Here is a 13440-nt window from a genome sequence, read left to right as displayed (position 1 = left end):
GCATCGTCCTGGACCAGCAGATCGCCCAACAGACCGAACCGCACGTACCGCCCGCCCCCTCGAACCGCCCTGCACGGCCTTCCCCGAAGCACTCGGAGGTGCACTCAGGTCGACCTGGAGATCTTATTGTCCATCTGTTGCCCCGGGCGTGGTCTCGCGGGTCGTTGGTGCGGGCCGGCCGGTCGGGCGGCGGTCGGCGAGGAGGAGGGCGGTGACGCTGCCCGCTTCGGTGATGCGGCCGTCCAGGGCCATGGCCAGGGCCTCGGCGAACGGGCACTCCCGGACGGTCAGCTCGCCCTCGGTGTCGTCCGGGGCGCGCCGGCCCGGGTGCAGCCCGGTGGCGCGGAACAGGTGCACCATCGCCGAACTCGCCCCCGGCAGCGGGTGGACGGCCCCGAGCGGCTCCCAGTGCCGCGCCAGCAGGCCGGTCTCCTCCTCGAGTTCGCGCCGCGCCGCGGCCTCCGGCAGCTCGCCGGGCTCGACCCCGCCGCCGGGCAGGCTGGGCATCCGCCGACCGGTCAGGTAGAACTCGTCCTCCACCAGGACGACCTGCCCCCGCCCGTCGAGTGCGACCACCCGTACCCCGTCGGCGACCTGCACGTGCTCGTACGCGTATCCCGGGGCGCCGGGACGCTCGACGGTGTCCCGCAGCAGCCGCAGGAACCGTCCCGTGTGCAGCACCTCGCGGCCCGTCCTGCGCCACCGGCCCTCCGCCGCCATCCCGCACCCTCCTTCGGCTCGCGCTCCGCCGCCCGAGCCTACGCGCCGCCCGGCCGCCCGGGGCCGTTCCGGCGGTCGAAAGCCCGTGTCCGCCGCGGGCGTTCCCTGGTAGGGTCCGGCGGTTCGGTGACGATCAAGGGGAGGGACCGCAGGTGCACCTGCAGGGATGGGCGAGGCGGAGCGGGGCGGCGTTGCTGGCGACGGCGGGACTGGCCGGGTGTACCGGGGGAGGCGGCTCCTCGGAGGCCGTGGCGGACGCGGACAAGGCGCCGGCGGTCGCGGCCATGTCGGCCCCGCAGGTGGTCCGCACCGGACGGCAGGCCCTCGCCGACGCCCCGTCCTTCACCTTCAACCTGGCGGTGGGCGTCCGCGGCTACCGCTTCCCGACCGTGTCGGTCACCGCCGACCGCTCGGGCCACTGCACCGGCACCCTCGCGGGCGAGTCCTCGGGCCCGGTGGAGGTGCGCCGGGTCGGTCAGCGGGCCTGGGTCAAGGGGTCGGTGGACTTCTGGAAGGAGTTCGACGGCGCGCGCAGGGCGGACGCCCCGGCCCGGCTGGCCGACCGCTACGTGCTGGTCCACCGGGGGTTCAAGCCGCTGGACGACCTGGTCGCCCGGTGCGACCCCAAGTGGATCGTGGCCTTCCTCGACGAGAACATCGGCGGCGAGGAGCAGGAGAAGGTCGGCTCGACGACCATGAACGGCACCGACACCCTGCAGGTCCACAGCGGCACGCCCGGCCAGGGCGCCGAGCTGTACGTGGCCACCACCGGCACGCCGTACCTGGTGAAGCTGGCCCGCCCGGCCGGCCCGCGGGCGTCCACCGTCTCGTTCAGCGCCTTCGGGGAGCCGGTGTCCGTCACCGAGCCGGCCGCCGCCGAGACGGTTGACCTCGTGGACCTCGGCGCGGCCGCCACCTGAGAGGGCGTTGAGTGAGGCTATGTCCGTTTCGTCGTTGTGACGGTGTGTGGGCAGGTCACGCGGTCAGTCGGCTGTTCTGGGTGTGGGGATTGCGAACAGTCCGGGCTCGGTCTCGACGACGAGGCCGGCGTTGGTCAGACGCTTGAGCTTGTTGCGCATGCCGGAGATGTGCGTGGGCTCGGTGCCGGTGGCCAGGGTGCGGCACAGGGGCGCGGCAGCGTTGCGGGGCTGCGGCGTCGATGAGCGCGGTGAGGATGTGCTGGTAGATCGGGTTGTCGGGCAGGCCCGGCATCCGGTCGCCGGTGGGCTCGTCGTCGCCGAGGGACAGGATGACTTTGCGGGCGATTGCCAGGTCGGCGCGTTCCGCGTCGAGTTCGGCTCACATTCCCCCAACAGTGTGGCAAGCTGACTCACTCCACGTCGGCCAACCACTGGTCGATGAGCACCTTGCCGATCGAGTCGACCCGGTAGGGCCCGCCGACAGCGGAGTCCGTAATTCGCGACCGAAGTTCGGCCGCCGTGAACCAACGTGCCTCCACCACCTCCACGTTGTCCACGTCGATCCGGTCGGAAACGGCCTCGGCGCGGAACCCGATCATCATCCCGGATGGGAACGGCCACGACTGGGATCCCTGATAGGTGATCGTCCCCACCTCGACACCGGCCTCTTCGGCGACCTCGCGGCGCACCGCGTCCTCGAGGCTCTCCCCGATCTCGACGAACCCAGCCAGCGTGCTGAAGCGGTCCGGACCGGATCCCGCGTGCCGGCCGAGCAGGCAGCGCCGAGGCGTGCCGGGTAGTTCGACCAGCACAATCACGGCCGGTTCGATCCGCGGGAAGAGCAGCTTTCCGCAGTCCTGACAGGTCCGCAGGTGGCCACCGTTGCTGGGGACGGCCGGACCGCCGCACGCGCCGCAGAACCGCTGATTCCGGTTCCAGTGCAGGATTCCACGGGCATACGCGAGCAGGCCCGCCTCGTCTGGCGTGATGGTGGGAACCATGGCTCGCACCTCCAGCACCGTGTCCGCGGTGGCCAGTTCGACGGCGTTGGACCGGTCGACGCGGGACACGTCGGCCGCGAACACCGCGGTCTCTCCGTCCAGGCCGAGAAACACCTGGTCGTCGGCGGCGTCGAGGATGCCCCGCGCCTCGGCCAGCGGCAGCCGGATGGGCCTGTCGTCGCGGACCAGACAGTGGTCCCGCCACAAGGGAATCACCTGGGTACTGGGGCTCGTCAACAGCCCGGCGACCCACTCCGAGTCGGTACGCCGGCCGCCAACCCGGTCAAGCCCCAAGCCGCTGTAATACAAGGTTCCCCCTAGCCCGTCCTGTCCTGCGCAGATTCCACGATAGTGGGCGTCCACCAACTGGGGTATCGAGCTCGGTCTCGACGACGAGGCCGGCGTTGGTCAGACGCTTGAGCTTGTTGCGCATGCCGGAGATGTGCGTGGGCTCGGTGCCGGTGGCCAGGGTGCGGCACAGGTCGCGGCAGCGTTGCGGGGCTGCGGCGTCGATGAGCGCGGTGAGGATGTGCTGGTAGATCGGGTTGTCGGGCAGGCCCGGCATCCGGTCGCCGGTGGGCTCGTCGTCGCCGAGGGACAGGATGACTTTGCGGGCGATTGCCAGGTCGGCGCGTTCCGCGTCGAGTTCGGCCAGGCGGGCGGTGAGCTGGCTGACCTCGGCGGACAGCTGCTCGGTGATGTCGCCGATCGCCTGTTCCCGGTCGGCGATCCTCTCCAGTGCGGTGCGTGACATCGGCGGGTCCTCCTACGCTCCGCGCCAGGTCGGCGTCGACTCCTTGGTCAGCCTGCGGGACATGTTCGCCGTTATCGCCCAGTGAGATGCCAGGGGCCCCGCGGAGCGCGCTCCGCGGGGCCCTGCGGTGTGACGTCAGGTCAGCCGACGGTCCAGCGCTGGAGCGCCGAGCCGGTGTCGGTCTGCTGGGTGACCAGCGCGCCGTTGGCGGCGGAGGCGGTGGTCAGCGACAGGCCGCTCTTCTGGCTGGTCACCTTGTACCCGCCGCTCGTCGCGGTGAGGATCCACCGCTGGTTGCTTCCGCCGGTGCAGGCCCACTGGATGATCGCCGCGCCGGCCGCGGTCGAGCCGCCGTTGACGTCCATGCAGAGGTTCGACTCGCCGTTGGCGATCTGGTAGCTGCCGTCGGCCTGCTGGGTGAAGACCCAGTTCTGGTTGGCGCCGCCGTTCGGCGACCAGACGACCAGCTGGGTGCCCTGCGTGGTCGAGTGGTTGGGGTTGTCCAGGGCCTTGCCGGAGGCGACCAGGGTGTGGGTGCCGTTCAGCGCCGCGTTGACCGACCAGGTGAAGGCGGTCGAGCCGCTCGCCGTCCCGGAGGAGGCGGTGACCGTCACGGTGGAGGCGCCGGTCGCGGTCGGGGTACCGGTGACGAGCCCGGCGGAGCTGATCGACAGTCCGGCGGGCAGGCCGGTCGCCGACCAGGTGAGCGCCTTGCCGGCCGAGTCGGTGCCGGAGAGCTGCAGCGAGACCGCGGTGCCGACCTTCGTCGACTGGTCGCCCGGGTTGGCGACGGTGACCGTCTCCGGCGCCGAGCCGACCGGGGTGAGGGTCAGGGTCTGCTCGGCGGCGGCCCGGCCGCCGCCGACCGCGGTGCCGCTGCTGTCGGTCCAGCTGCGCACCGGCGTGGTCTCGGCGAGCCGGGCGCTGTCCGAGGACAGGCCGAGCACGAGGCCGCTGTACCGGTTGACCAGGCGGAAGGTGCCGCCGGAGGAGTTGGCGATCACGAACCACTGCTGGCCGACGCTCGGCCCGCCCTGCCCGGCCGCGGTCACGGTCGGCTTGGCGCCCCAGGCGCGGCCCGCCGTCCCGGTGGCGGGGACGCCCAGCAGCTGGCCGGTGGAGCCGTTGGTGATCCGGTACGAGCCGTCGCCGTTGGCCGCGAAGGTCCACTGCTCCAGCGCCGAGCCGGTGGCCGCGGCCGCCGAGGTGGTCGCCGAGGAGCCCGAGACCTGGGCCAGCACCCGCCCGCCGCCGCTCGCGATCCGGTAGCTGCGCGAGAGGTCGACCGGCGCGGCGGCCGGCGCGGAGGAGTCGATGGTCAGGTTCACGTACTGGCCGGACGCGCCGCCGGAGCAGCCGAAGGCGCAGTACGAGCGGAAGGTCTTGCCGACGATGGTGGAGCTGGTCCGGTTGGCGCTGTCGAGGAACCACCGGTACCAGGACGCGGTGTGGTAGCTGCCGCTGTCGCCGATCGGGTACCACTTCTGGCTCGCCAGGTCGTCGGTGGCGTAGTACTTCTGCGGCGCGTTGCCGCTCTGGTCGACGGCCTGCGGCTCGCCGATGTACAGGCCCAGGTAGGCGTTGTACGTGATGTCCATGACGAACAGCGGCGAGGTGGGCGGCATCTTGCCCGCGGCCACCTGCTGGTCGCTGGTCCCGGTGTTGGCCGGGTTGTACTCGCCGGAGGCCGGGGTGTACCCGGTGGTGCTGGAGCCGTCGACCGGCACCATGTTGGACTCGCGCCCGCCGACGCCCGCCTCGGTCCAGGCGCCGTTGTACCACTTCTGCCAGGAGCCGGGCGCCATCTTCCCGGAGATCGGGGCGCGGGCCACGTGCTCGTGGAAGGCCTTCCAGCCGCCGGACTTGTCGACGACGCGGGAGCCGTAGAAGACGTAGAAGTACCCGGAGGCGGCGTCCACGAACAGGCGCTGGTCGCCGTCGCCGTAGTAGTACGTCTGGTTGGGGAAGGCCGCCGTGTCGCCGCGCTTGGTGCTGTACGGCGAGGTGATCACGTGGTCCTTGATCTTCCAGGTCCTGCCCTGGTCGGTGGAGACCGCGTAGTCGATCGCGTCGTAGTGCAGGCCGTCGCCGAACGGCTGCGGGGTGAACTCGTTGTGCACCAGCCCGTACCAGTCGCCCGTGTCCGGGTCGATCCACACACCCGACAGGTCGCAGTAGTTCTTGTGGGCGTAGCCGCTGCCAGCGGGCGCGTTGGTGGCCTCCAGGCCGGTGGGGGAGTTGTTGCAGCGCCAGGTGGTGTCGTTGTTGCGGTCGCTGGAGTTGGCCGGGTTGACGTAGTTGCTGACGGTCGCGTTGCGGCTCGCGGTGTCGAAGTCGGTGCCGGAGAAGAAGTCCCAGTAGCGGACGTCGTTGGTGCCGTAGAGCGCCGCCGACTGCTGGAACCAGAAGGTGCCGTCCTTGTCGATGTACGGCACGGCCGGGGTGTCGGTGGGGTGGCCGTAGGTCACCGGCGAGCCGACCGAGATCGAGAAGGTCGCCGCGGACGGGGGAGCCGCGGCGGCCGGCGGCACGGCCGCGGCCAGCGCCAGGGTCGCGGCGGCGACCCCGGCGGCCAGGGTTCGGTGCAGGAGGGTGGGCACGGGTACTCCTCGGGTGACGGTGCGCCGACGTGGGGGAGCGGCGGGTGTGCGAGCCCCGGCCTGGGGAGCTGATGCTCCGAGTTGCGTACTCCGCGTCAGGAGCCCGCAACTTCGAGCACACCGTGGCAGCCCCTCGTGGACACCGTCAAGGGGTAGGCGGCCGGCGGACGCAAAACGGCCCCGACCGGCACAAAAGTCCAATCGGGGCCGACAGCTGTCCTTTGACGCCGCGCCGTCCACCGGCCCAGACTCGGGGGACGGCGAACGCGGCCGCCCCCGGGGTGCGAGCCCGGGGGCGGCCGTCCGTCAGTCGAGCCGCCAGGACACCTCCGCCACGTCCAGCTCGGCCGTCCCGGCGGTGTAGAGCATGAACGGCACCGCCACGTGCCGCAGGTCCGTGCCGATCGCCGCCAGCTCGGCCAGCGGCACCGAGACCTCCGTCCACTCCTCGGCCCCGGCGTCCGGCAGCCAGGGTGCGAGGTCCAGGCCCGGCTGCGCGGGGAAGTCGTCGTGGCAGGCCAGGTGCAGGGGGGCCGACGGCGCCTGCCGCACCCGCACCGAGAACCGCAGGCACCCGCCGCCGTCCAGGTACCCGCGCAGGTCCGCCGGCTCGCTGCCGGGCGCCTCCGCGTACACGAACGCCGGGTACCCCTTGAACACCAGGTTCAGCCCGGCCCCGGCCGGCAGCGGCGTCGACCGGACGATCAGGCAGTCCGTCACCCGGTCCAGGTGGACGTCCTCGCGCGACCAGGTGTTGTGGCCGCCGATCCGCAGCCGGTACGGCGTCCCGTCCGCGTCCAGCACCCGCAGCGGCCCGTCCACGGCGGGCGCCGGCGGCGCCGGCTCCGGCACGTGCGGCTCCAGCGGACCCGCCGGGGACGCCTCGTGCACCGACAGCCCGTGCCCGACCGCGAAGAGCGGCCGGTGCCGCCCGGTCGGCGCGGTCTCCTCCGCCGGCACCCGGTAGTCCGGCAGGTGCGGCGGGATCCGGTTGACCGCGCTGGCGTCCCGGGTGCGCGGCCAGGACGAGGGCAGCCGCCCCTGGAAGTCGTACCGGACCCCGCCCTGCGCGTCCGCGACCAGCACGTCGGCGACCCCCTGGGCGAACGGCCCGGGCAGCCAGGCCACCACGAAGGCGTCCGACAGGTTGATCTCCTCCGTGCAGTACAGCGGCCGGCCGGTGAAGAACACCGTCACCACCGGCACCCCGTCGGCCCGCAGCCGGCGCAGCAGCTCCAGGTCGCGCGCGTAGCTGCGCTTCAGGTCCGCGTAGCCGATCGAGCGCCACGGCTTCACCGTGCCGCGCATCTCCGCGTACGCGTCCTCGCCGAGGCAGACCACCGCCACGTCGAAGGCGCCCGGCTCGGCGCTCTCCAGGGCCGGGTCCACCGTGCAGGTCCCGGCGCCGACCGCCTCGCGCAGCGCGTCCGCCATCGTGGCGCCGCCCGGCAGGTCGGCCCGCTCGATGTCGTCGCCCTGCCAGGTGAGCGTCCAGCCGCCGCACTGCTTCTGCAGGTCGTCGGCCGCGCTGCCGCACACCAGCACCCGGGCGGAGGGGGCGATCGGCAGCACCCCGGGCGTGTTCTTGAGCAGTACCAGCGACTTGCGGGTCGCCTCCCGGGCCAGCTCCCGGTGCGCGGGCGAGCCGATCACCGCCGGGGCGTCCGGCCCGGTCAGCGAGCGCTCGCCCGGCCGCGGCCGCTCCCACAGGCCCGCGCGCATCTTCACCCGCAGCACCCGGCGTACCGCGTCGTCGATCCGCTCCGGGGCGATCGCTCCCGACCGCAGGCCCTCCAGCGCGTTGCGGTACACGCTCTGCCAGGCCTCCCGCCCTGCCACCATCAGCACGTCCAGCCCCGCGTTGATCGCGTAGTTGGCGTCGCCCGCCGAGCAGCCCGCCACCTCCGCGTGCGCGTCCCAGTCGCTGGTCACGATGCCGTCGAAGCCCAGCGCGCCCTTCAGCACGTCCGTGATCAGGTACCGGCTGCCGTGCACCTTGTGGTTGTACGGCTCCGCCCGGCCCGGCGTGTGGTCGTAGTTGGCCGGGTGCTCCCAGCTGCTGAAGGAGACCATCACGCTCTGCGCCCCGGCCCGGATCCCGCCGAGGAAGCCCTGCGCGTGGATGTCCCGCAGCACCTGCTCCTCGCACCGGGCGGTGCCCCGGTCGCCGCCGTCCGCGGTGCCGCCGTCGGCGATCCAGTGCTTCAGCGTGGCGAGCACCCGCTCGTCGGTGCGCAGCGCCGCCGCGTCGCCCTGCAGCCCCTCCACCATCGCCCGGCCGTAGGCGTACCCGAGCGCCGGGTCCTCGCCGTAGCCCTCGTAGTAGCGCCCCCAGCGGCGGTCGCGCGGGTTGGTGACGGTGGGCGCGAAGATCCAGTCCATGCCGGTGGCGGCGACCTCGCGGGCCGTCGCCGCGCCGATCCGGCGGATCAGCTCCGGGTCGCCGGCCGCGCCGAGGCCGATGTTGTGCGGGAAGACCGTCGCCCCGTACACGTTGTTGTGCCCGTGGACGGCGTCGGTGGCCCACAGGAACGGGATCCGGAACGGGCGGCCCTCCCACGCCCGCTCGGCGGCCGACCAGAAGTGGTCCACCATGTCCACCCAGTCCCGGACGGCGGCGTGCCGCTTGCCGTCCGGCCAGATCCCGGCGCCGTTGAGCGCCGAGCCGATCCGGTACGCGCGGACGTCCTCGGCGGTCAGCTGCGCGAGTTCGGGCTGCACCAGCTGCCCGATCTTCTCCTCCGGGGTCAGCGCGGCGAGGATCTCGGCGACCTTCCGCTCGACCTCCGGGTCGGGCGCGACGGCGGACTCCAGGCGCGGCCACGCGGCGAGCGGTCGCAGCGCGGGCAGGGACTCGTCGGTCACGGCGGCTACTCCACTTCCAGCCGGACGGCGGCCGGCTCGGTGATCCAGAACTCCTCGACGGGGGTGGTGAACACGCGCTGCTGGAACGGCTCCGGCACGACCGGCCGGGTCTGCCCCGGGGCGTACAGCTCGACCTGGGTCCGGTGCGCGCGGAACGCGGCCTGCTTGCGCGGCAGTTGCTCGGTGATGTCCACGGTGACCAGCCGCTCGGCGGCCGCCGCGCCGGCGGCGGGCGGGTTGCGGTTGACGAAGGCGAACTCCTGCTCGGTGCGCTCGTCCCACACCACGTACCGGTGGACCGCCGGGGTCAGGTCCAGCTCCGCCAGGCAGGCCAGCACGGTCTCCCCGGTCAGCCGGTGGTCGGCGTTCAACTCCCGTACCTCGTGCGGCAGGTAGACCTCGCTGACGCCCGGGTGCACCCGCAGCACGTCGAGCACCCGGGCCCGGAAGGCCGCCAGGTGCTCGGCCAGCGCGGTGTCCGGGAAGTCCAGGAAGTGCACCGCGTCCTCCGGCAGGCCCAGCTCCTTCGCCGCCGCGCGCGCCTCCCCGCGGCGGATCAGCCGCAGCTCGGCCGGCGCCGGATCGCGGTGGATGCCCAGCACCGCCGAGTGCGACATCGCGCCGTCGGTCGCGAACACGATCCGCACCCGGACGCCCTCGGCGGCCAGCCGCGCGATCGTCCCGCCGCAGGCGATCACCTCGTCGTCCGGGTGCGGCGCGAACACCAGCACGGTGCCCGCCGAGCGCTCGGTCCGCAGGTACCACTCCGTCCAACTGCCCATCACCGGCGGCGTCATCGTGCCTGCTCCGGCTCGACGCCGCGCACCGCCGTGCCGAACAGCGCGCTCGGCCGGCCCGGCGCCAGGCCCCGCGAGCGCAGGATGTCCTCGATCTCCTCGAAGTGGTGGTCCGGCACCAGCTGCGCCACCGGGGTGGCGTACTTCGCCGCGAAGTAGCGGTAGTTGGCGGCCGCGGCGGCCATGTTGCCGGAGTAGCTCTTCTCGTGCGGCACGTGCAGCGAGGAGGCGTCCCGGCGCAGCACGAACCGGGCGCCCGCGGTGTGCAGCCGGTACCCGAGGTCCACGTCCTCCGCGCCCCAGGCCCGGTACGCCTCGTCGAAGGCGTCGACCTCGCGCAGCTGCGCGGTGTTCGCGGACACGTTGCAGGTCCACCACATCAGCCAGGGCGCGGTCAGCGCGCCCAGGTCCTCGCCGTAGCGCGCGTAGTACGTCTCGCGCAGGTCCAGCCACCGCCCCTCGGCGGCGAACGCGGCGATCGAGGCGTCCGGGTCGGCGTGGTCGATGGCCTTGGCGATCAGCTCGCCGTCCTCGTTGCCCTCGTTGAAGCAGAAGACGTAGCCGGTCACCGCCACCGGACCGGCGGCCGCCCGGTGCGCCGCCAGGTGGGCGGCCAGCGCGCCCGAGTGCAGCACCACGCCGGAGTCGACCAGCACGCACACCTCGGCGCGGGCGGCGGCTATCCCGACGTTGCGGGCGGCGGCGACCCGGTAGCCCTCGTCCTCCTGGAAGAAGTAGCGCAGGTCCAGCCGGTCGCGGTAGGACGCGGCGAGCTCCGCGGTGGCGTCGGTGGAGCCGTCGTCCACCACGACCACCTCGAACCCGTCACCGGGCTCCAGCCGCTGGCGCACCAGCGCGTCCAGGGTGTGCCGGAGCAGGGCGACCCGGTTGTAGGTCGGGACGATCACCGTGCAGGCGGGCGGCGCGCTCATGCGGCGCTCCCTTCGTCGAGGGGGTGGGAGACGGGGCCCCGGGCGCCCCGGGCCAGGAACACCAGCAGGCCGGCGGCGGCGGTGAGGCCCGCGCAGACCCAGAACACCTGGCCGTAGCCCGTCCAGGTGGCGACCGTGCCGACGGTGAGGCCGCCGAGGAACATGCCGGTCTTGAACGCGCTCGCGTACAGCGAGGACGCGGTGCCCGCCCGGCCCGGCAGGGCGTCCTGGAGCATCACCACGGGGATGTTCATCACCACGGCGGTCCAGAAGGCGTTGGGCAGTTGGAGCAGCAGCAGGGCGGTCCGGCTCTCCGCCAGCGGCAGCGCCGCGAAGAACAGGGTCGCGCAGACCGTCGCCGCCAGCAGCAGCCGGGGCTTGCCGATCCGCTCCGCCCAGGTGCCCACCGCGATCATCAGCGGGATCTCCAGGCAGGCGCTCAGCCCCAGCAGCAGGCCCGCGAAGGCCGCGCTCAGGTGCAGCTCCGAGGTGACCCGCAGCGACAGGTCGATCTGGTACATCATGTTGGCGCCCAGCAGCAGCACGGTCGCCGCCAGCAGCAGTGCGGTCCGCCCGCCCAGCCCGGCGAACGCCCCCCGAACGCCCGCGTCGGCCGCGTCCGCCCGCTCGGGGCGGGCCAGGTACGGCAGGCCCCAGCGGCAGATCGCCGCCGCCAGCAGCGACAGGCCCGCCGCGGCGGCGTACAGCACGGTGAACGACCACTGCGCGACCAGCCAGAACGCCAGCGGCGGGCCGACCACCCAGGACAGCGAGGTGACCGAGCGCAGGATGCCGTTGAAGAACGGCGCGTCGACCTCCCGGTCCTCCGCCAGCTCCCGGGTGAAGGCGAACAGCTGCCCGAAGCAGGCGCCGCCCAGCCCGAAGCAGACCATCCCGGCGAGCAGCAGCACCCAGTAGTCGCGCAGCACCGAGTAGCACAGCGCGCCGGCCGCGTTCAGCAGCGCGGTCAGCACCAGCACCGTCCGCCGGTCGCGCATCCGGTCCGAGACCACGCCCATCACCAGGTCGGTGCCGATCTCGCCGACGGAGCGGGCGGCGAAGAACAGCCCGATCATCAGCGCGGTGGCGCCCACCGCGTCCTTCAGGAACAGGCTGACGCTCGGCACCACGAACGCGCCCGCCAGGCCCACCACGCCGTTGGCGCCGATCAGGCTCTGCACCGACCGGTCCGCCAGCAGCCGCCAGCGTCCCGCGGGCGCCGCCGGCGCCAGCTCCTTCACACCGTCCACGGTCATACCCCTGCCTCCACGTTCTCCCGCTGCCGGTAGGGCAGCCACGGCGCCAGCTCGCGGCCCGCCGGGACCTGCGCGGCCGCCGCCAGGTCCGCCTCGTCCACCTGGCCGGCGGCCAGCAGCCGCCGGCCCACCTCGGGCCCCAGGGCGGCGAGGATCCGGTGTCGCACCCCGGTCAGGTCGAGGCGGTGGTCGAGCGCGGCCGGCACCGGCCGGGCCTGCCCGGGCCGCAGGTGCGCCGGGTCCACCCGGCTCGCCACCAGCGTCCAGTACGCCCCGAAGTCCACCGCCGGGTCCGGCAGGCTCCCGCTCAGCAGGCCGAGGCGGACGGTCTCCAGCCAGCAGTCCAGGTAGCGCCGGTCCTCCAGCGCCCCCAGATGCCGCTCGCACCACGCGGCCCGCTCCCGCGCGGCGGGCAGCGCGGCCTTCCCGGTGTGCACCGCCAGCACCCAGCCCGCCACCGCCTCGAAGTACGGGCACGCGGTGCCGAACGCCTCGGTGTCCACCGGGGTGTTGACCACCGCCAGGGTCGGATCGTGCCGCCAGAAGTGGTGCTCGTACAGGTCCTCGCGGCGCAGCGGCTCGCCGGGCAGCGGCTCCAGGAAGCCGTAGTCCGGCATCTCGTAGCCCAGGCACAGCACCACCGCGTCGTACCGCCCGGTGGTGCCGTCCGCGAACTCCACCGACCCGTCCGCGGCGAACGCGCCGAACGCCGCCACCGCGCGGACCTCGCCCGCGTGGACCTTCGGCACGATCCGCTCGTTCACGTGCACCGCGCCGTGGAAGCCGCGTTCCGGCAGCAGCCCGGTCGCCCGGTACATCGCCAGGTACTCCGGCTCCAACTCGCCCATCCAGGCCAGGTACTCGGCGTACGGCAGCTCCTCCACCGCGACCCGGCCCGCGTACGAGAACAGCGCGTCGTTGTACAGCCCGCCGAGGCTGCGCGGCAGGAACAGCTGCCGCCGCCGCACCGACCAGTCCACCGCCGCCGCCGTGCCCGCCAGGTCGGCGGCGATGTCCGCGCCGCTCACCCCGCCGCCGACCACCAGCACCCGCTGCCCGGCGAACTCCGCCGCGCCCCGGTACGCCGGCGAGGCCAGCACCCGCACCGGCGCGTCCGGGCCCGGCAGCCGGGCGGGCAGCCGCGGCCGCCACAGCTCGCCGTTGGCGACCATCACCGCGTCCACCGCGGCGGTCCGCTCCCGGCCGTCCGCCGTGCGGGCGGTCACCCGCCAGCCGCCGCCGTCCGCGCGGGCCACCCGGACCACCTCGCTGCCGAACTCCACCGCGTCCAGCAGCCCGTACCGCTCGGCGTACGCGTGCAGGTACCCCTGCACCTCGGCCTGGGTCGGGAAGTCCGCGGCGAAGGTCGGCGGGTGGTCCGAGAACGGCATGCTCATCCGCGAACTCTGCATCCGCACCCCGGCGTACGCGCCGCCGGCGGCGGGGTTCCAGATCCCGCCGAGGTCCGCGCGCCGCTCGAAGCAGACGACGTCGAGGCCCGCGGCACGGGCCTGCCGGACGCAGGTCAGCCCCGCCGGACCGGCACCGATCACGGCTGTTCGCATGGCGGCTCCAAGCTCGTCGACGACGTGCGG

11 protein-coding genes are annotated in these 13440 nt (G+C 73.5%); 2 read left to right on the top strand and 9 right to left on the bottom strand.

Features of this window, described 5'->3' with window-relative positions; genetic code table 11:
- Positions 1 to 123: 123 nt before the first annotated feature.
- Entirely contained in the window at positions 124 to 720 is a 597-nt protein-coding gene (locus ACGFX4_RS39260; protein WP_393085601.1) for an NUDIX domain-containing protein, read from the bottom strand.
- Between the two features lie 248 nt (positions 721 to 968).
- On the opposite strand from ACGFX4_RS39260, the gene ACGFX4_RS39255 reads away from it, so the two are divergent.
- Positions 969 to 1640 (top strand): hypothetical protein, encoded by a 672-nt coding sequence (locus ACGFX4_RS39255; RefSeq protein WP_393085599.1) that lies wholly within the window; start codon positions 969 to 971, stop codon positions 1638 to 1640.
- Positions 1641 to 1797: 157 nt separating this feature from the next.
- Positions 1798 to 2049: a hypothetical protein gene (locus tag ACGFX4_RS39250; RefSeq protein WP_393085597.1), complete on the top strand. Its 252-nt coding sequence runs from the start codon at positions 1798 to 1800 to the stop codon at positions 2047 to 2049.
- A gap of 1 nt (position 2050) precedes the next feature.
- Here the strand turns inward: ACGFX4_RS39250 and nudC are convergent, their stop codons facing one another.
- The 8 genes from nudC to ACGFX4_RS39210 form a co-directional block, all read right to left on the bottom strand.
- Positions 2051 to 2950: an NAD(+) diphosphatase gene (gene nudC / locus ACGFX4_RS39245; RefSeq protein WP_393085595.1), complete on the bottom strand. Its 900-nt coding sequence runs from the start codon at positions 2948 to 2950 to the stop codon at positions 2051 to 2053.
- Positions 2925 to 3395, bottom strand: a complete 471-nt coding sequence (locus tag ACGFX4_RS39240; protein ID WP_393085593.1) for a hypothetical protein — start codon at positions 3393 to 3395, stop codon at positions 2925 to 2927. The genes nudC and ACGFX4_RS39240 overlap by 26 nt, the downstream gene beginning before the upstream one ends.
- Positions 3396 to 3535: 140 nt before the next feature.
- Positions 3536 to 5995 (bottom strand): RICIN domain-containing protein, encoded by a 2460-nt coding sequence (locus ACGFX4_RS39235; protein WP_393085591.1) that lies wholly within the window; start codon positions 5993 to 5995, stop codon positions 3536 to 3538.
- Between the two features lie 306 nt (positions 5996 to 6301).
- A complete protein-coding gene (locus ACGFX4_RS39230) occupies positions 6302 to 8860 on the bottom strand; it encodes a glycoside hydrolase family 3 N-terminal domain-containing protein (protein ID WP_393085589.1) in 2559 nt (852 codons plus the stop codon).
- A 5-nt stretch (positions 8861 to 8865) separates the two neighbouring features.
- Positions 8866 to 9657: a PIG-L deacetylase family protein gene (locus ACGFX4_RS39225; protein WP_393085587.1), complete on the bottom strand. Its 792-nt coding sequence runs from the start codon at positions 9655 to 9657 to the stop codon at positions 8866 to 8868.
- Positions 9654 to 10589, bottom strand: coding sequence for a glycosyltransferase (locus ACGFX4_RS39220; RefSeq protein WP_393085585.1), 936 nt, complete (start codon positions 10587 to 10589; stop codon positions 9654 to 9656). The genes ACGFX4_RS39225 and ACGFX4_RS39220 overlap by 4 nt, the downstream gene beginning before the upstream one ends.
- Positions 10586 to 11845: a sugar efflux transporter gene (locus ACGFX4_RS39215; RefSeq protein ID WP_393085583.1), complete on the bottom strand. Its 1260-nt coding sequence runs from the start codon at positions 11843 to 11845 to the stop codon at positions 10586 to 10588. Before ACGFX4_RS39215 ends, ACGFX4_RS39220 begins: the two co-directional genes overlap by 4 nt.
- Entirely contained in the window at positions 11842 to 13410 is a 1569-nt protein-coding gene (locus ACGFX4_RS39210; RefSeq protein WP_393085581.1) for an FAD-dependent oxidoreductase, read from the bottom strand. The genes ACGFX4_RS39215 and ACGFX4_RS39210 overlap by 4 nt, the downstream gene beginning before the upstream one ends.
- Positions 13411 to 13440: the final 30 nt, after the last annotated feature.

This window comes from Kitasatospora sp. NPDC048365 (assembly GCF_043200835.1).
Classification (GTDB): domain Bacteria; phylum Actinomycetota; class Actinomycetes; order Streptomycetales; family Streptomycetaceae; genus Kitasatospora; species Kitasatospora terrestris.
The sequence above is the reverse complement of the archived record's forward strand: the minus strand, read 5'-3'. Positions and strand labels throughout refer to the sequence as shown.